At 69.4% G+C, this 16,552-nt stretch carries 16 protein-coding genes and 1 pseudogene; 2 read left to right on the top strand and 15 right to left on the bottom strand.

What is annotated here, in order from left to right; genetic code table 11:
* Both GKO32_RS38855 and GKO32_RS08995 read right to left on the bottom strand, forming a co-directional pair.
* Positions 1–723: pseudogene (locus GKO32_RS38855) on the bottom strand (glycosyltransferase family 87 protein); the annotation flags it as partial.
* A 263-nt stretch (positions 724–986) separates the two neighbouring features.
* Positions 987–1,484, bottom strand: coding sequence for a GtrA family protein (locus GKO32_RS08995; protein ID WP_312867695.1), 498 nt, complete (start codon positions 1,482–1,484; stop codon positions 987–989).
* 138 nt (positions 1,485–1,622) lie between these two features.
* Here GKO32_RS08995 and GKO32_RS08990 point away from each other — a divergent pair, with 138 nt between their 5' ends.
* On the top strand, positions 1,623–2,144 hold the full coding sequence (locus GKO32_RS08990) for a YqaA family protein (protein WP_154756369.1): 522 nt from the start codon (positions 1,623–1,625) through the stop codon (positions 2,142–2,144).
* A gap of 229 nt (positions 2,145–2,373) precedes the next feature.
* Here GKO32_RS08990 and GKO32_RS08985 read toward each other — a convergent pair whose 3' ends face one another.
* The 12 genes from GKO32_RS08985 to GKO32_RS08930 form a co-directional block, all read right to left on the bottom strand.
* The gene (locus tag GKO32_RS08985; protein WP_312867694.1) at positions 2,374–2,820 is read right to left on the bottom strand and encodes a hypothetical protein; all 447 of its coding nucleotides are present in this window, start codon (positions 2,818–2,820) and stop codon (positions 2,374–2,376) included.
* Positions 2,817–3,560, bottom strand: coding sequence for a 4-hydroxy-tetrahydrodipicolinate reductase (dapB, locus tag GKO32_RS08980; protein ID WP_154756321.1), 744 nt, complete (start codon positions 3,558–3,560; stop codon positions 2,817–2,819). Before dapB ends, GKO32_RS08985 begins: the two co-directional genes overlap by 4 nt.
* Positions 3,557–4,906, bottom strand: coding sequence for a M16 family metallopeptidase (locus GKO32_RS08975; RefSeq protein WP_154756320.1), 1,350 nt, complete (start codon positions 4,904–4,906; stop codon positions 3,557–3,559). Before GKO32_RS08975 ends, dapB begins: the two co-directional genes overlap by 4 nt.
* Before the next feature lie 200 nt (positions 4,907–5,106).
* A complete protein-coding gene (locus GKO32_RS08970; protein WP_154756319.1) occupies positions 5,107–7,344 on the bottom strand; it encodes a polyribonucleotide nucleotidyltransferase in 2,238 nt (745 codons plus the stop codon).
* A 220-nt stretch (positions 7,345–7,564) separates the two neighbouring features.
* A complete protein-coding gene (rpsO, locus tag GKO32_RS08965; RefSeq protein ID WP_236792108.1) occupies positions 7,565–7,834 on the bottom strand; it encodes a 30S ribosomal protein S15 in 270 nt (89 codons plus the stop codon).
* 122 nt (positions 7,835–7,956) lie between these two features.
* The gene (gene thpR, locus GKO32_RS08960; protein WP_312867693.1) at positions 7,957–8,463 is read right to left on the bottom strand and encodes an RNA 2',3'-cyclic phosphodiesterase; all 507 of its coding nucleotides are present in this window, start codon (positions 8,461–8,463) and stop codon (positions 7,957–7,959) included.
* A gap of 3 nt (positions 8,464–8,466) precedes the next feature.
* Positions 8,467–8,946: a helix-turn-helix transcriptional regulator gene (locus GKO32_RS08955; RefSeq protein ID WP_312867692.1), complete on the bottom strand. Its 480-nt coding sequence runs from the start codon at positions 8,944–8,946 to the stop codon at positions 8,467–8,469.
* A gap of 117 nt (positions 8,947–9,063) precedes the next feature.
* Complete coding sequence (locus GKO32_RS08950; protein WP_312867691.1) at positions 9,064–10,020, bottom strand: bifunctional riboflavin kinase/FAD synthetase; 957 nt, start codon at positions 10,018–10,020, stop codon at positions 9,064–9,066.
* Between the two features lie 9 nt (positions 10,021–10,029).
* Positions 10,030–10,932, bottom strand: a complete 903-nt coding sequence (truB, locus tag GKO32_RS08945; protein ID WP_312867690.1) for a tRNA pseudouridine(55) synthase TruB — start codon at positions 10,930–10,932, stop codon at positions 10,030–10,032.
* Positions 10,933–10,956: 24 nt separating this feature from the next.
* Positions 10,957–12,291 (bottom strand): MFS transporter, encoded by a 1,335-nt coding sequence (locus GKO32_RS08940; protein WP_154756317.1) that lies wholly within the window; start codon positions 12,289–12,291, stop codon positions 10,957–10,959.
* Between the two features lie 117 nt (positions 12,292–12,408).
* Positions 12,409–13,713 (bottom strand): MATE family efflux transporter, encoded by a 1,305-nt coding sequence (locus tag GKO32_RS08935; protein ID WP_154756363.1) that lies wholly within the window; start codon positions 13,711–13,713, stop codon positions 12,409–12,411.
* 295 nt (positions 13,714–14,008) lie between these two features.
* Positions 14,009–14,986, bottom strand: coding sequence for a DHH family phosphoesterase (locus GKO32_RS08930; protein WP_154756316.1), 978 nt, complete (start codon positions 14,984–14,986; stop codon positions 14,009–14,011).
* Between the two features lie 68 nt (positions 14,987–15,054).
* On the opposite strand from GKO32_RS08930, the gene GKO32_RS08925 reads away from it, so the two are divergent.
* Entirely contained in the window at positions 15,055–16,077 is a 1,023-nt protein-coding gene (locus GKO32_RS08925; protein WP_154756315.1) for a TRM11 family SAM-dependent methyltransferase, read from the top strand.
* Positions 16,078–16,086: 9 nt separating this feature from the next.
* Here GKO32_RS08925 and rbfA read toward each other — a convergent pair whose 3' ends face one another.
* A complete protein-coding gene (gene rbfA / locus GKO32_RS08920) occupies positions 16,087–16,539 on the bottom strand; it encodes a 30S ribosome-binding factor RbfA (RefSeq protein WP_154756314.1) in 453 nt (150 codons plus the stop codon).
* Between the last annotated feature and the right edge of the window lie 13 nt (positions 16,540–16,552).

Raw genomic sequence — 16,552 nt, 5'->3', positions numbered from 1 at the left:
CAGCACCCCGGTCGCGGTCACGCCGAGCGCCATCGGCAGGTTGCCGTCGTCGAGCGCACGCCGTGTGCCCAGCCACGTCATCACCACGACGGCCAGCACGCTGGCCCCGCCGACGAGGGTCAGTGTGTGCCCGGCGAGGCCCAGCTTCTCGTAGCTGGACATGACGGCCTCGTTCGCGTGAATCGGGCCGATGTTCATACCGGTGGCGTGGAAGACCCGGTCGGTCCAGTACAGCCACGAATCGTGCGGCATCAGCACGAACGCGATCGCGGTGCACGCGCAGAAGCTCAGGAAACTCGTCACCACCGCGCGGAAGTCCTTGCGCAGCAAGAAGATCAACACGAACCCGGCGGGAGTCAGCTTGATCGCGGCCGCGATGCCGATCAGCGCGCCCCGCGGCCACTTCGGGTTGGGCCACAGCACATCCAGAGCGACCAGCATCATCAGGATGACGTTGATCTGGCCCCAGAAGATCGTGTTCGCGACCGGGTGCGCGACGACCAGGACGCAGGCACCCGCCACGACCATCCACGGCTTCGTAAGCAGACCGCTCAGCTCCGGCGAGCTCTTGCGGTAGGCCAGCACGATCGGGAACAGGCACAGGCAGGTCAGCCCGGTCAGCAGCGGGTAGCCGATCGCGGGCGGGACGATCGCCAGCGGGACGAACATGACCGCCGAGAACGGCGGGTAGGTGTAAGGCAGGGCACCACCGACCGGCGACACCGGGAGCTGCGTGTAGATCGACTGTCCCTTGAGGAACGTGTCCGCGCCGAGGCGGTACACGTCGACATCGGTGGGCCACTTGACGATGCCGTGCGCGTAGTACGCCAGCGCGCAGAACAGGCCGAGCGCGAGCGCCAGCTGGAGCCCGAGGCGCAGCCGCGCACCGGTACTCCCGTGCCTCCAGGTCGAGACGACAGAATTCAACACTCTTCTCCCAGGTCCCAAAGCCACGAGAAGTATCCAGGAAACTGACGCGGCGCCCCCTATCTTGGTTGCCCGCGTGACACGGCTCGCGATCGGGTCCCCTCTTTCGCGTCGGCGAACACCACCCAGCGCATCACGCAATACATGAAAACGGCCTCACCGGCGCCGGCGAGCAGGCGGGACAGGTGGTATTCGATGCCGAGCAGGCCGAGGCCGGCGCCGACACCGAGGATGAAGACCAGGTAGTTGATGCCCACCGCGACGGCGTATTTGAGGGTCTGCCCGCCGACCGGGGCATGGGAGCGGAAGTTGAGACCGCGGTTGAGGACGAAACTCAACCCGAAAGCGATCAGATAACCGGCGGTGACACAAACCGGTAGTGGCAGCCCGAGCCCCGATCGGGTGAACGTCAGAATGGCCAGATCCACCCCGAAGGTGAAGCCGTTGATGATCGCGTAACCGACGAAACTGGGCGGGACCGGCACCGGCAACGGCCGGACCACGGCGGCGCAGAAGGCCGCGAACCGGGTGGGTATTCCCTTGTCTTCGGCACGCACCGCGCCAGGTTTCCAGGATCAGATGGCCGGAAGATGACCACCCGGTGGTCAACAGGAAGCCAAGAGTACGGTGAACCCCCCTGTGCACGCCGCCGTGTCCCCTTAACGTTTGTTCGAGTGACATCCCTGGGAGGCGCGATGCTCGGCTGGTTCTGCCTGACGCTGGGTGTCGCGCTCGGGTCCGCCCTGATCCCGGTGATCAGCATCGAGGTGTTCGTGCTCGGGCTGGTGTCCAGCGAACCGGCCGCGCCGTGGTACCTGATCGGCGCCGCGGTCGCGATCGGGCAGATCGCCGGGAAACTGCTGTACTACCTGGCCGCGCGGGGGTCCATCAAACTGCCACCGTTCCTGCACGACCGGCTGCACCGGCAGCGCCCGCCGAGCCGGCTGCGCGAGCGCTGGCACGCGCGGACGAAATGGCTGCGGGCGAAGGTGGACCTGATCCGCGAGCGGTGTCACCGGCATCCGAAGTGGATGGCCGGCACCTACGGGGTCAGCTCGGTCCTCGGGCTCCCGCCGTTCATGGCGACCACCGTGCTCGCGGGACTGGTGAAAATGCCGATGCCGACGTTCGTGACGCTGGGCCTGGCCGGGCGGTTCGTGCGGTACTGCGTGCTCGCGGCGTTTCCCGCCGTCTTCGCGCACTGGATACACACCTAGCTCGTGTTTCAGCAGCGGCGGAGCCGCTTGCTGTGGGCCGTCAGCTGACACTCTGCTGCCGAGTTCTCAGGTGGTTCCTCGCGAGGACAGCGCCGACGTGGTGCAGAAGCGCTGCCGCGCGAAGCGCGTCCGCCAGGGGTGGCGGTCGGGCTGGCGGGCGGGACTGAGGGTCCGCCACCCGCACCGCCACGCAAACCACATTCGAAACAGTCGCTAGCCCCGACCCGGGTCAGCGGTCGGCGGCTTCCAGGTCGATGGCGCGGCGCATGGTGGCGCGGGCGCGACGGCGGTCACCGGCGAGGTCGTAGGCGTAGGCCAGCCGGTACCAGTACCGCCAGTCGTCGGGATGCTGCTCCAGCTCGGCCCTGCGCTCCTCGAACCACGCGTCCGCGGCGGCGCGGTCGACCCGGCCCGACGGGCGGCGCGGCAGGTCGCCCGCATCAGGCAGCGCACCTTCGGCGTCGAGCCGCTGCCCGAGCCGCTGGATGCGCACGCCCGAGCGCCAGGTCACGATCACCATCCAGGCACCGAGCAACGGCAGCACGAACACCGCGATGCCCAGCGCGATCCCGGCGGGGGTGCCGGTGCGCAGCAGCTGCACCGCCCGTTGCGCGAGCAGCACCAGATACACCGCCAGCGCGGCGGTCATCAGCAGCGCGACGTTGCGGGCTTTCACAGGTCCAGCACGTTCTCGAGCCCGACCGTCAGCCCCGGCCGCGTCCGCACCTCCCGCACGCCGAGCAGGACACCAGCCATGAACGAGACACGGTCCAGCGAGTCGTGGCGGATGCTCAGCGTCTCCCCTTCGCCGCCGAACAGGATCTCCTCGTGCGCGACGAGCCCGGGCAGCCGGACGGAGTGCACGCGCACGTCCTCGATCAGCGCGCCGCGTGCACCGTCCACTTCGGACGTCGTGGCGTCGGTGCCGGGTTGCACGCCGGCCTCACGCCGGGCCTGCGCGATCAGCTCTGCCGTGTGCGCCGCGGTACCGGAAGGGGCGTCGGCCTTGCGGTTGTGGTGCAGTTCGATGATCTCGGCCGAGGCGTAGAAGCGCGCCGCCTGCTGGGCGAACCGCATCGCAAGCACAGCGCCCAGCGCGAAGTTCGGCGCGATCAGCACTCCGACCTCCGGCTTGGAGCGCAGCCACTCCCGAACGGTTTCGAGCCGCTCCCCGGTGAACCCGGTCGTGCCGACCACCGCATGGATGCCTTGCTCCACAAGGAAACGCAGGTTGTCCATCACCGCGTCGGGGTGGGTGAAATCGACGACCACCTCGGCGCCGGCGAGCGCGGACAGCGACTCCCCCGCGTCGACCGTCGCGGCGATCTCCATCCCGGCGGCACCCTCGACGGCCTGTACCACCGTGGCACCCATGCGGCCCTGGGCGCCCAGTACGCCGACTCGGATCGGGCTCATTGTGCGATCACCTCGTGCAGATCATCCGGCAGGTCGTCGGCATGAGCGTACGGCCCGACCACCGCGGCCACGGAGACCCCTCCCGGTGCCCGCAGCAGACTGCGGGCCAGGTCGTACACCTCGTCGGTGGTCACCGCGTCGATTCTCGCCACGGTGTCATCGACGCTTTGGTACAGCCCGAAGTTGAGTTCCTGCTTGCCGATCCGCGACATCCGGGACGCGGTGTCCTCCAGGCCCAGCACGAGGCCGCCGCGCAACTGGCCCTTCGCCCTGGCCACTTCGGCGTCGGTGAAGCCTTCCTTGCCGACCTGGCCGAGCACGTCACGGAGCACGTTGGCGACCTCGCCGAGCCGCTCGGGCAGGCAGCCCGCGTAGACCGACAGGTGACCGGTGTCGGCGTATCCGGCGACCGACGAGTACACCTGGTACGCCAGCCCGCGCTGCTCCCGGATCTCCTGGAACAGCCGGGAACTCATGCCGCCACCAAGTGCCGCGTTGAGCACGTTGAGGGCGTAGCGGCGTTCGTCGTGCCGCGACAAGGCACGCAGGCCGAGCATGACATGCGCCTGCTCGGTGTCGTCGGTGTGCAGCGCCAGGCTCGGCCCCGCGGTGATGCGGGCCCGGCCGCGGCGGGGCGGCACCGGACTGTCCGAACCGGACAGACGGTTCCGCAAAGCCTTGCGCGCCAAGCGAAGCACCTGCGCGTGCTCGATATTGCCGGCGACGGCGAGCACCATCCGCGGCAGCCGGTACCGGCGGCGGTAGAAACCACGCAACGCCGTCGCGGACATGCCCCGGATCGATTCTTCGGTGCCCAGCACGGGTTTCGCCAGCGGATGACCGGCCAGCACCGAGCTGACGAACGTCTCGTGCAGCAAGTCCTCGGGATCGTCGTCGCGCATCGCGATTTCCTCGAGTACCACGCTGCGTTCGGTGTCCACATCGGACTCGGCGCACAGTGCCTCGAACACGACGTCGGTGACCAGATCGAGGGCCAGCGGCAGATCCTCGTCCAGCACCTGCGCGTAGTAGCAGGTGTGTTCCTTGGCGGTGAACGCGTTGAACTCGCCGCCGACCGCGTCGATCTCCTCGGCGATCTGCGTCGCGCCGCGGTTGCGGGTGCCCTTGAACAGCAGGTGTTCCAGGTAGTGCGCGGCCCCCGCGACCGCGGACGGCTCGTCACGGGAACCGATGCCGACCCAGAGGCCGACAGTGGCCGAGCGAACGCCGGGCACGTGCTCGGTGATCACCCGCAGGCCACCGGGCAGCACGGTCCGCTTCACCGAGCCGTCCAGCGTCCGGGTGGTCCCAGGAGCCTGCTCGTATCCAGGAATCTGACGCGCCATGGTTCCTTCATTAAACAGTCCGGATCGGCTTGCGAATATCCGCGCGAGTTGACCTTTCCCGCCGCGCGAGTTGAGCGTTCCCGACGCACGAGTTGCGCGTTCCCGCCGCACGCAACGCTCAACTCGCGCGCTCCCAACGCTCAACTCGCGCGGAGAAGGCCCGTCCGAGACATGCTCGGACGGGCCGTACTCGGGTTGCCTTACTGAGCCGCTTCGGCCTCGGCCGGCTTCTCGGCCTTCGCGTCCTCTTCGTCCTTGACGAGCACGAGGCTGATCTTGCCGCGGTTGTCGATGTCGGCGATCTCGACGCGGAGCTTGTCGCCCACGTTGACCACGTCCTCGACCTTGCCGATGCGCTTTCCGTTGCCCAGCTTGGAAATGTGGATCAGGCCGTCCTTGCCCGGCAGCAGCGACACGAACGCGCCGAACGCGGCCGTCTTCACCACGGTGCCGAGGAACCGCTCGCCCACCTTCGGCAGCTGCGGGTTCGCGATGGCGTTGATCTTGCCGATCGCCGCCTCCGCCGAGGGGCCGTCTGCCGCACCGACGTAGATCGTGCCGTCGTCCTCGATCGAGATGTCGGCGCCGGTCTCCTCGGTGATCGAGTTGATCATCTTGCCCTTCGGCCCGATGACCTCGCCGATCTTGTCGACCGGGATCTTCACGCTCGTCACGCGCGGGGCGTACGGGCTCATCTCGTCGGGTCCGTCGATGGCCTCGGCGATGACCTCGAGGATCGTCAGGCGCGCGTCCTTCGCCTGCTTGAGCGCGGCCCCGAGAACCTCCGACGGGATGCCGTCGAGCTTCGTGTCCAGCTGCAGCGCGGTGATGATGTCCTTGGTGCCGGCGACCTTGAAGTCCATGTCACCGAAGGCATCCTCGGCGCCGAGGATGTCGGTCAACGCGACGTACTCGGTCTTGCCGTCCACCTCATCGGACACCAGCCCCATCGCGATGCCCGCGACCGGCGCCTTGAGTGGCACACCCGCGTTGAACAGGCCCATCGTCGAGGCGCAGACCGAGCCCATCGAGGTGGACCCGTTTGAACCCAGCGCCTCGGACACCTGCCGGATCGCGTACGGGAACTCGTCCCGCTTCGGCAGCACCGGCACCAGCGCGCGCTCGGCGAGCATGCCGTGCCCGATCTCCCGCCGCTTCGGCGAGCCGACCCGGCCGGTCTCCCCGGTCGAGAACGGCGGGAAATTGTAGTGGTGCAGGTAGCGCTTGGTGGTCTCCGGGGACAGCGAGTCGATCTGCTGTTCCATGCGGAGCATGTTCAGCGTGGTGATGCCCAGGATCTGGGTCTCGCCGCGCTCGAACAGCGCCGAGCCGTGTGCCCGCGGGACAAGCCCGACCTCGGCCGACAGGCTGCGGATGTCGGTCAGGCCACGGCCGTCGATGCGGACCTTGTCGCGCAGGATCCGCTGGCGGATCAGCTTCTTGGTCAGCGCACGGAACGCCGCGCCGATCTCCTTGTCACGCCCGGCGAAAGCTTCGCCCTCGCCGACGCCGACCTTGGCCAGCACCGCGGCCTTGACCTCGTCGGTGGCGTTGTCACGGTCCTGCTTGCCGCCGATCGTCAGCGCCTTCGCGAGGTCGTCGGTCGCGATCGCGGCGACGGCGTCGTAGGCGTCCTGCTGGTAGGCGGGGAACACCGGGAAGTCACCGGTGGGCTTCGCGGCCACCTCGGCGAGCTTCTGCTGGGCCTCGCACAGCACCCGGATGAACGGCTTCGCCGCGTTCAGGCCGTCCGCGACGGTCTGCTCGTCCGGCGCGGTGGCACCGGCGGCGATCAGGTCGAGCGTGTGCTCGGTACCCTCGGCCTCGACCATCATGATCGCCACGTCGTCACCGACGACCCGGCCCGCGACCACCATGTTGAAGGTGGCCGTCTCCAGCTGCTTCCAGGTCGGGAACGCGACCCACTGGCCCTCGATCAGCGCGACGCGCACGCCGCCGATGGGACCCGAGAACGGCAGCCCGCCGATCTGGGTGGACGCGGACGCGGCGTTGATCGCCAGCACGTCGTACGGGTCCTCGGGGTGCAGGCTCTGCACCGTGACCACGACCTGGATCTCGTTGCGCAGGCCGTCGGTGAACGACGGGCGCAGCGGCCGGTCGATCAGCCGCGCGGTCAGGATCGCGTCCGTGGACGGACGGCCCTCGCGGCGGAAGAACGCGCCCGGGATCCGGCCCGCGGCGTACATCCGCTCCTCGACGTCCACCGTCAGCGGGAAGAAGTCGAAGTGTTCCTTCGGGTGCTTCGACGCCGTCGTCGCCGACAGCAGCATGGTTTCTTCGTCGAGGTAGGCCACGACGGCGCCGGCAGCCTGGCGCGCGAGCCTTCCGGTCTCGAAGCGGATCGTGCGGGTGCCGAACTTGCCATTGTCGATGACGGCTTCGGTTTCGTGCACCGAGTGTCCGCCTGCTTCGGTCATTTTCTGTGTTTCTCCTCGTTCATGCGGCGAACATGTGCCCCATCCGTCCGGGGCAGCGCCCGAGGAACGAGGCCGGTCTTCGATCGAAGCCCCCGGGAACGACTCCCGGAAGCCACTACCGAGGACCGGCGGACTTGCCCTCGTGCGGTTCGCCTTCCTCTTTCTTGCGGTTATGTGGCGAGGGGGAGCGACCGGGCGGTCACTCCCCCTCGGGGCGGTGCTATCGGCGGAGGCCGAGTCGCTGGATCAGCGACCGGTACCGTTCGATGTCGACCTTCTTCACGTAGTCGAGCAGCCGGCGGCGACGGCCGACCAGCAGCAGGAGCCCACGACGCGAGTGGTGGTCGTGCTTGTGCTCCTTGAGGTGCTCGGTGAGGCCGATGATCCGCTTGGTCAGCAGAGCCACCTGGGCCTCGGGGGATCCGGTGTCCGAGTCGTGCAGGCCGTACTCGGTGAGGATCGACTTCTTCTCGTCGGTGGACAGCGCCACGCTGGGTTCTCCTTGGATTTTCCTGTGCCGTGCGGCCCGGACGCGCGACCGCGCCGGGTGAGTCGGTCACGGCCGCCACGGACTGCAGCCGGACCCAGTTGTCCAGGGTAACAGGCAGCCTCTCAGCAGGCCTGACGGGACACGAGGGGAACGCGCGCGAGCACCGAATACCGCGCGCCGGCGCGGGTGCGGTCGCTGCGCATCAGCACGACCTCGGTTGCCGTCCATGGCTCGCTGACGAAACCGGACAACCGCCGCTCGAGCTCCGCCGGAGCCTCCTCGCGGGTGCGCGCGACCGTCAGGTGTGGCAGGTACGGGCGCTCGTCACCCGCGCCCGCCGCGGCCGCCAGTTCAGTCAACTCGTCGCCGGCCACGCCCACATACAGCACGTGGGCGAAGGTGCCCGCCCCTTCCAGCCGCACCATCGGTGCGCGTCGGCCGGTCAGCGCCGAGGTCAGCCACGGGATGCGGGTCGCCGGGTCGTCCTGGCCGTAGAAGCCGAGCGTGACATGCCACTGAGCCGGCGGCACCCAGCGCGGCGCAGGGTCTTCGGCCCACAGCGGTTCCAGGTACATCCGCAGCGACTCGGCGACCTGGGGCGGCGGCAGCACCGCGGAGAACAACGCCACGGGTCAGCCCTGCTGGCCTGCCCGGCGCAGCAGATCCGCGATCGCCGGGAAGTCCTCGTCGAGTCGCTTGGCGGCCTCGGTCAGGTCCTCGTCTTCGGCGACCTCCCGTAACGCGGCCAGCGCCAGCCGGTCGTCGGTGACCGCCGCGACCGGGATGTTGTCACGGCCGACCGTCGGCCGCGCGGCCTTGACGTCCTCGAGCGCGGCGAGCAGGGCTTCCTTGCGGCCCGCCGCGACGTCGGGGATCAGGCATTTGCGCTCGAGCATGATCATCTTGGCCAGCACGACCGGATTGCCGATCTTCGCCCGTCTGCCGCTCATCACCTGGCTGAGCATCGGCGCGCTGATCCCCAGCACCTCGGCCAGGTACGCCTGCGAGACATCGAAGGCGACCACGAGCCGGCGCACTCTGTCCCCCAGTGGCTCCCCATACCACTGCCGCTGCAATGCGATATTGCGCTGGACGATTTTGTGGTCCTCCACGCTGGCTGCTCTCCCCTTTACTCCCCTCGCACACCCGGTGGCCCCCGGTGTCCCCCGCATCTTGCCAAAAGTGCCCGATCCGGCAGTGCATTTTCACCGAGTGCTTCGCAAAAGCACTCACTCCGGGTGCAGACCGAGAATTTCCCTCGTACGGATGACGTCGTCGGCGATCTGCTCCGCCAGGTCGGGTGGGGTGGCGAAGCGAATCTGGTCGCGGAGGCGGCCGACGAAGTCCAGGCCCACATGCTGGCCGTAGAAGTCCTCGTCGACGTCGAGCACGAACGCCTCGACCGTGCGCTCGCGGCCGGAGAACGTCGGGTTGGTGCCGACCGAGACCGCGGCGGCAAGTCGCCGGTGCGGCTCGGCCGCCCGGACCAGCCGGCACGCGTAGACCCCGTCGGCAGGCACGGCGGCGAACCGCGGAGTGGACAGGTTCGCGGTGGGATAACCGAGGTCGTGGCCGCGCCCGGCCCCGCGGACGACGATGCCCTCCAGCCGGTGCGGGCGCCCGAGCGCCTCGGCGGCGGCCGCCACGTCACCGGCGTCGATGCACGAGCGAACGTAGGTGGAGGAGAAGGTGATCTCGGTGTCGTCGTCACGCTCACCCTGCAGATCGGTGCCGAAGGCGGCGAACCCGAACCGCTTGCCGAGCTCGCGCAGCAGCGGCACGGTGCCCACGGCCCCGGCGCCGAACGTGAAGTTGTCCCCGACCACGACGGCGGCCACGTGCAGCTGGTCGACCAGGAGCTCGTGTACGAACTCCTCGGCGGGCAGCCGCATCAGCTCGGCGGTGAACGGCAGCACCGTGAACACGTCGATCCCCAGCTGCTCGACCAGTTCGGCCTTGCGCCGCAAGGTGGTCAGCTGCGCCGGATGGCTGCCGGGACGGATCACCTCGGACGGGTGCGGGTCGAAGGTGAGCACGACACTGGGCAGGTTACGGGTCTTGGCGATCTCGACCGTCTTGCCGATGAGCGCCTGATGCCCGCGATGCACCCCGTCGAACACGCCGATCGTGACCACGCACCGGCCCCAGCCACCGGGCAGATCCGCCAAGCCTCGGTACCTCTGCACGGCGCCACTCTAGGCGGGGTCGAGGACCACCACCGAGCGGGCCACACCACCGGCGTCGACAGCGAGCGCCACCGCTTGTCCGTCGGGACCGAAGACCCCGTAGGTGCCGTCCAGACCGGACGCCCGGACCTGCTGTCCATATTGGACGGCACGGGCGGTGGCGGCGTCGACGTCGTAGCGCGGGAAGGCCGCGGCGACGGCGGCGCTCAGGTCGTGGGACAGCTCGGGTTTCGCTTCGAGTTGTTCGAGCGTCCTGGCGGTGGCGAGGGTGAACGGGCCGACCGTGGTCCGCCGCAGTGCCGCGAGGTGCCCGCCGGCACCGAGCGCGGCGCCAAGATCCCTGGCGAGCGCGCGGACATAGGTGCCCGACGAGCATTCGACCACCGCGTCGAGCTCGATGCGGTCCGCCTCGCGGCGGGTGGCCAGCAGATCGAAGCGGTACACGGTCACCTTGCGTGGCGACAGCGCCACGTCCTCCCCCGCACGCACCCGGGCGTAGGCGCGCTTGCCCGCGACCTTGACCGCACTCACCGCGCTGGGCACCTGCTCGATTTCGCCGGTGAGCGCGGCAATCCCGGCGGCGATGCGCTCGTCGGTGATCGCCGCGAGCGCATCGATGTCCACAGTGGACAGTTGCTCGCCTTCCGCGTCGTCGGTGGTGGTCGAGACCCCGACGGACAGCGTGGCCAGATACGTCTTGCGGTCCAGCGCCAGATGACCGAGCAGCTTCGTCGCCCGCTCGATGCCCAGCACCAGCACCCCGGTCGCCATCGGGTCGAGCGTGCCGGCGTGGCCGACCTTGCGCGTGCCCATGATCCGCCGCACCCTGGCGACGACGTCATGCGAGGTCATCCCCGGCGGCTTGTCGACGACGAGCAGACCAGGCGGCGGGGGTGGGGTCTTCGGGGGCACGACCGCACACTTTATCGGGGTGCTTCAGGCGGCGGCCGAGGCCGGGCGCCCTGCGGGGGTGTCCCACGCATGGCGGCGCACCTGCACCGGCACCTGTTCCCCGCGTGCCTGCGCCGCGAACAGCTCGGCCCGGGCCCGGCGCCACCACACCAGCAGCCGGAACGTGCCGTAGACCAGCACCGCGACCACGGCCAGCAGCGCGATCCGGAAACTGCCGGTGTACTGCAACAGCACCCCCACCAGCAGCGCGGCGACAGTCGTCGCACTGAACCCGCCGACGTTCACCAGACCCGTCGCGGTGCCGACCCGGTGCAGCGGGTTGTAGTCGCGCGCGAGGGCGAACGCGATCGTCGAGGCCGGCACGCCGAGCGCCAGGAAAGCGAAGCAGGGCAACAGGATCGCGACGGGCAGCGGGCCGGGCAGGCTCAGCAGCAGCGACCAAACGGCCGTCGCGCCGCCGAGATACGCGGCCACCAACGGCATCCGCAGCCCCGGCCGCGCCGCGACGAGGCCACCGACCACCGGGCCGACGAACATCGCACCGAACACGAACACCGTCAGCAGCGCGCTCGCCGTCGCCGGTGCGATCCCCTCTCCTCGCACGAGAAACGGCACGCCCCACAGCAGGGTGAGCACGGTCGGCGCGAAACCCGTCGAGAAATGCACCCAGAACCCGAGCCGGGTGCCGGGCACGCGCCACGCGGAGCGGATCTGCCGCAGCAGCTCGCGCCGGTCCACCGGCACCGGTGTGGCGGGGTGCCCGGCCGGGGTGTCCCTGACGCGTGCCGCGACTACGGCCGAGTACAGCGCGGTCACGAGGCCGGCCACCAGGAACGTCGGCAGCCAGCCGGGACCGTCGAGCAGCAGGGTGAGCGGTACGGTCGCGGCCAGGTTGCCGACGAACCCGATGGCGGACGTGAGCGACATGACGACGGTGTACTGGCGGCCTGGAAAGTGGGCCGCACTGAGGCGCAGCACACTGACGAACGTGATCGCGTCCCCGAACCCGAGCACGCCCCGGCCGAGCAGGGCAAGACCGTAGGAGGTCGCGAACGCCGTGAGTACCTGGCCCAGCGCCAGGCACAACAGCGCCGCGATGAGGATCCGGCGGGGGCCGTAGCGGTCCACCAGCACGCCGGTGGGGATTTGCATGACCGCGTAGACGCCGACCTGCAGGACGGTGAATGCGCTGAGTGCGGCGGCGCCGACACCGAACCGGTCCGCGGCCTCGAGTCCCGCGACCCCGAACGAGGTGCGGTGGAACACGGCGAGGAGGTAGACGAGCGCCGCGACGAACCAGACCAGCCACGACCGGCGGCTTGCCTTGCCGGTCACGGGTGCCTGCGTGGACGCCACCATCGGGCCTCCCAGCGGAGTCGGGTACGGGGCTGTGATCGCCTGCGCCACGGAGAATTTACCGGCGCCGGCAGGGTTTCCGGGTGAGGGACGGCCCGAATGACTTGGCGCACTGCACTTTCAGCGCACCGCGCCGACGACAGCCCAATGGCCCGAACGCCATCGCGCGAGCACGGCCGCCAGCCGCAGCACCATGAACGCCGACAGCCCGGTCCAGATCCCGGCGAGCCCCCAGCCGAACGCGAGCGAAATCCAGATCAGCGGCAGGAACCCGATCGCGGCACTGACGAGCGTCGCGGTGCGCAGGAACGCGGCGTCACCGGCGCCGAGCAGGACCCCGTCGAGCGCGAACACCACGCCCGCGATCGGTTGCAGCGCAACGAAAAACCACCAAGCATTCGGGATTTCCCGCAGTACACCGGGATCTGATGTGAAGGCGTGCGGCAAAACCTGTGACACGACGGCGAACACGGCACACAATACGCAGCCGAAGATCAGACCGTAACCGGTGATCTGTGCGGCCACCCCCTTCGCCTGGTGCCGGCGGCCGCCGCCCAGTGCGGCGCCGACCAGTGACTGCGCCGCGATCGCGACCGAGTCCAGCACCAGCGACAGGAAAGTCCACAGCTGCAACACGATCTGGTGCGCGCCGACCGCCGCGGTCGAGGTGCGGGCGGCGACCGCGGCGGCCGAGATGAAGCAGGCCTGGAATGCCAGTGACCGCAGCACGAGGTCTCGTCCGAGGCTCAGTTGCGCGCGCATCACCGCGGGGCGCGGCCGCAGCGGTACCCGCTCGGCGGCCAGTGCCCGCAGGAACAGGCTGGCCGAGATCACCTGCGCGACGACGTTCGCCGCCGCGGACCCTTCGAGCCCCCAGCCGGCCGCGTACACCAGCACCGGGCACAGGACGGCGGAAATCCCGTTGCCCAGCAACACGTAGCGCAGCGGGCGGGCGGCGTCCTGCACGCCGCGCATCCAGCCGTTGCCGGCCATCGTGACCAGGATCAGCGGCGCCCCGCAGAGCGCGATCCGCAACCAGGACACCGATGCGGCGGCGATGTCGTCGCTGCCCGAAAGCGCCTTCGCGATCGGCGCGGCCAGCAGTTGCCCGGCGAGCACCAGCACGAGTCCGACGGCGATGGCGAGCCAGGTGGCCTGCACACCTTCGCTGACGGCCTCCTCGCGGCGGCCCGCGCCGTGTAGCCGGGCGGTGCGCGAGGTGGTGCCGTAGGACAGGAAGGTCAGCTGGGTGGAGATCTGCGACAGGATGACCCCGCCGAGCGCCAGCCCCGCGAGCGGCAGCGCTCCCAGGTGCCCGACGACGGCGGTGTCCACGAGTACGTACAGCGGTTCGGCGCACAACACCCCGAGCGCGGGAATCGCGAGCGCGAAAACCTTCTTGGCCGGCGCCCGCTCGGCGATCATCTGCACCAGAGCAGGTTAACCGCCACGCCCCCACCGCGAGTTGCGCGTTCCGGTAGCGCGAGTTGCGCGTTCCGGATGCGCGAGTTGTACGTTCCTGCCACGCGAGTTGCGCGTTCCCGTCGCACGGAACGCACAACTCGGCCGCACGCAACGTGCAACTCGCGCGCATACAACGTGCAACTCGCGCGCATACAACGTGCAACTCGCGCGCATACAACGTGCGACTCGCGCGCACGCAACGTGCAACTCGCGCAAGGGCAGCACACCGGGGTAAGCGCTGTGTGCCCGGCGCTGGTTACAGCAGCGGGGCGGCTGCTAGTGCGTTGCGCACCGCGGCGAGTACCTCGGCGTCCGTGCCGTGGACGGTGCAGCCTGCGGCCAGGCGGTGGCCGCCGCCGCCGAGGGTGCGTGCCGCGGCGGAGACGTCGATCTTTCCGATCGCGCGCAGCGACACCGTCCACTCTCGCGGGCCCTGCTGCTTGAACACCGCCGCGACCTCGGCGTCCCGGACCGACCGGACCACGTCGACGACCGCTTCGACCTCTTCCAGCCGCACGTCCGCCGCCGCATCCAGGGTCACGAACGCATACGCCAGCCCGTATCCCTGCGCCGCGGCCGGGTCCAGCCGGGCGGTGTCCAGCGCCTTCGCCAGCATCGGCAGCCATGCGAACGGGTGATCGTCGACGATCTCCCGGGCGAGCCGCTCGGGGTCCACGCCCGCCTCGAGCAGACGCGCGGCAGCCCGGTGCGTCGAGGGCTTCGCACGGCGGAAACCACTCGTGTCCGTCATCAGCCCCGCGTAGAGACACCGCGCGATCGGTTCGTCGAGCGGCGCCCCGAGCTCGTCGAGCAGGTCCAGCACCAGCACGGCGGTCGCCTCGGCGGTCTCGTCGACGACATGATGCGTGCCGTAGCGGGTGTTCGACGCATGGTGATCGACCACCAGCACCGCCCCGCCGGCGGATTTCGTCGCCTCGACCCGGTCGGCGAGCGAACCGAGTCGTTGCGGCACGGGCGTGTCACAGCAGATCAGCAGCGGGCCCGACACAGGGACTTCCGCGGCCGGCACCACGAGACTGCCCGCGTCCAGCCCACGCAGGCTTTCCGGGACCTCGGCGGGCATGGCGAACGACACCCGCACCTTGGCGCCACGCTGATGCAGGGCACGGCCGAGCGCCAGTGCACTGCCGAGCGCATCGGCATCGGGGCGGACGTGGGCGAGCAAGGTGACGTCGGTGGCGGCGCGCAGAAGGTCGAGCGGCGAAGAGCGCATGACGGCAAGCTACCCCCACCGGTCTCCCACCGCTGCCCGCACCGCGGGGCCCGATATTCTCCTCTGCGATGTTCGACTACGGGATCCTCCTCTACCCCTCGGCCAACCGGGTCTACGCCGACTCCTCGGCCGCGCTCCTGCGCGCCGAACTCGCCGTGTTCGGTGAGGCGCTCAGCACCGCGCTCCACGAGATCAGCGAGCGACGCCTCGGCGGCGTCAGCTACGTGACGTTCTCCACCACCGAACGACTGTCCGAAGAGGACATCGCGTTGCTGTCGAACCTCTCCGCGCTCTACGCATTGTTCGAGCTGACCGGGGATCTGCTGCGTCCGGCCGGAATCGCCCCGCTCGACAAGTTCGGCTCGGACCTGCTCACGATCCAGAAGTACGCCGGCAAGACCAACGAGCTGTTCACGAAGCTGCTGCTGAACGTCACCCTGCTGTCCACTTCGGACCCACGGACATTCCTCAGTGGACCGGTGCACGTGCTGGATCCGTTGTGCGGCAGGGGAACCACGCTCAACCAGGCGATGAACTACGGGCTCGACGCGACCGGCATCGAGCTCGACAGGCGCGATTTCGAAGCCTACGAGCAGTTCATCAAGACCTGGCTGCGCACGAAGCGGATCAAGCACACCGCCGACTCCGGGCAGCTGCGGCGGGACAAGGTGAAGCTGGGGCAGCGACTCGAGCTCGGTTTCGGTCTGACCAAGGAAGACTACAAAGCGGGCGACATCCGGCGGATCACCTACTACAACTGCGACACCATCACCGGCGCGAAGCTGCTCAAAGCCGGTTCGGTGGACGTGATCGTCACCGACGCGCCGTACGGCGTCCAGCACGGCAGCCATCGCACCGGCGAGCTGGAACGCAGCCCGCGCGAGCTGCTCAGCGCGGCCGTCCCGGCGTGGGTCCGCACGTTGCGCTCGGGCGGGGCGCTCGGCATCTCGTGGAACACGCACGTCACCAAACGCGAAGAGGTCGCCGAGATCCTCACCCGGGCCGGGCTGGAAGTACGGGAACTCGGCGACTTCGCGCACCGGGTGGATCAGGCGATCCTGCGTGACCTGATGGTGGCCCGCAAGCCCTGACTCACACCGTCAGTCCTCGTCGTCTTCGTCTTCGCGGGGAACTCGATAGGGGTCGGGGTCCCCCGCGTGGCGGGCACCCGCCGACCGGCGCGCCACTTCCGCGTCCGCCTCGCGTGCCTTGGCCAGCAGGTCCTCGATCTGTTGCGCCGTCTCGGGAATCTTGTCCGCGACGAACGTCAGCGTCGGGGTGAACCGCACGCCGGTGCCCTGGCCGACCTTGCTGCGCAACACACCGCGAGCCGACTCCAGCGCCGCGGCCGCGCCCGCGAAGTCCGGAGTGGACTCGAGGTTCTCCCCCAGCACCGTGTAGTACACGGTCGCGTCGTGCAGGTCCGCGGTCACCCTGGTGTCGGTGATCGTGACGTTGTTCAGCCGCGGGTCCTTGATCTCGTGCTCGATGGCCGAGGCCACGATCTGCGAGATCCGCTTGGACAGCCTCCGCGCACGCGCCGGATCGGCCATCATCTCCTCTTTC

The organism is Amycolatopsis pithecellobii (assembly GCF_009707865.1).
Classification (GTDB): Bacteria; Actinomycetota; Actinomycetes; order Mycobacteriales; family Pseudonocardiaceae; genus Amycolatopsis_E; species Amycolatopsis_E pithecellobii.
This window is presented reverse-complemented; position numbering and strand designations above follow the sequence as displayed.

Bases quoted from the DNA above. Each gene is read 5' to 3' on its own strand.
- GKO32_RS08990 (WP_154756369.1), top strand. From the start codon at position 1,623: ATGCTCGGCTGGTTCTGCCTGACGCTGGGTGTCGCGCTCGGGTCCGCC.
- dapB (WP_154756321.1), bottom strand. From the start codon at position 3,560: ATGAGCCCGATCCGAGTCGGCGTACTGGGCGCCCAGGGCCGCATGGGT.
- GKO32_RS08975 (WP_154756320.1), bottom strand. From the start codon at position 4,906: ATGGCGCGTCAGATTCCTGGATACGAGCAGGCTCCTGGGACCACCCGG.
- GKO32_RS08970 (WP_154756319.1), bottom strand. From the start codon at position 7,344: ATGACCGAAGCAGGCGGACACTCGGTGCACGAAACCGAAGCCGTCATC.
- GKO32_RS08940 (WP_154756317.1), bottom strand. From the start codon at position 12,291: ATGGTGGCGTCCACGCAGGCACCCGTGACCGGCAAGGCAAGCCGCCGG.
- GKO32_RS08935 (WP_154756363.1), bottom strand. From the start codon at position 13,713: ATGATCGCCGAGCGGGCGCCGGCCAAGAAGGTTTTCGCGCTCGCGATT.
- GKO32_RS08930 (WP_154756316.1), bottom strand. From the start codon at position 14,986: ATGCGCTCTTCGCCGCTCGACCTTCTGCGCGCCGCCACCGACGTCACC.
- GKO32_RS08925 (WP_154756315.1), top strand. From the start codon at position 15,055: ATGTTCGACTACGGGATCCTCCTCTACCCCTCGGCCAACCGGGTCTAC.
- rbfA (WP_154756314.1), bottom strand. From the start codon at position 16,539: ATGGCCGATCCGGCGCGTGCGCGGAGGCTGTCCAAGCGGATCTCGCAG.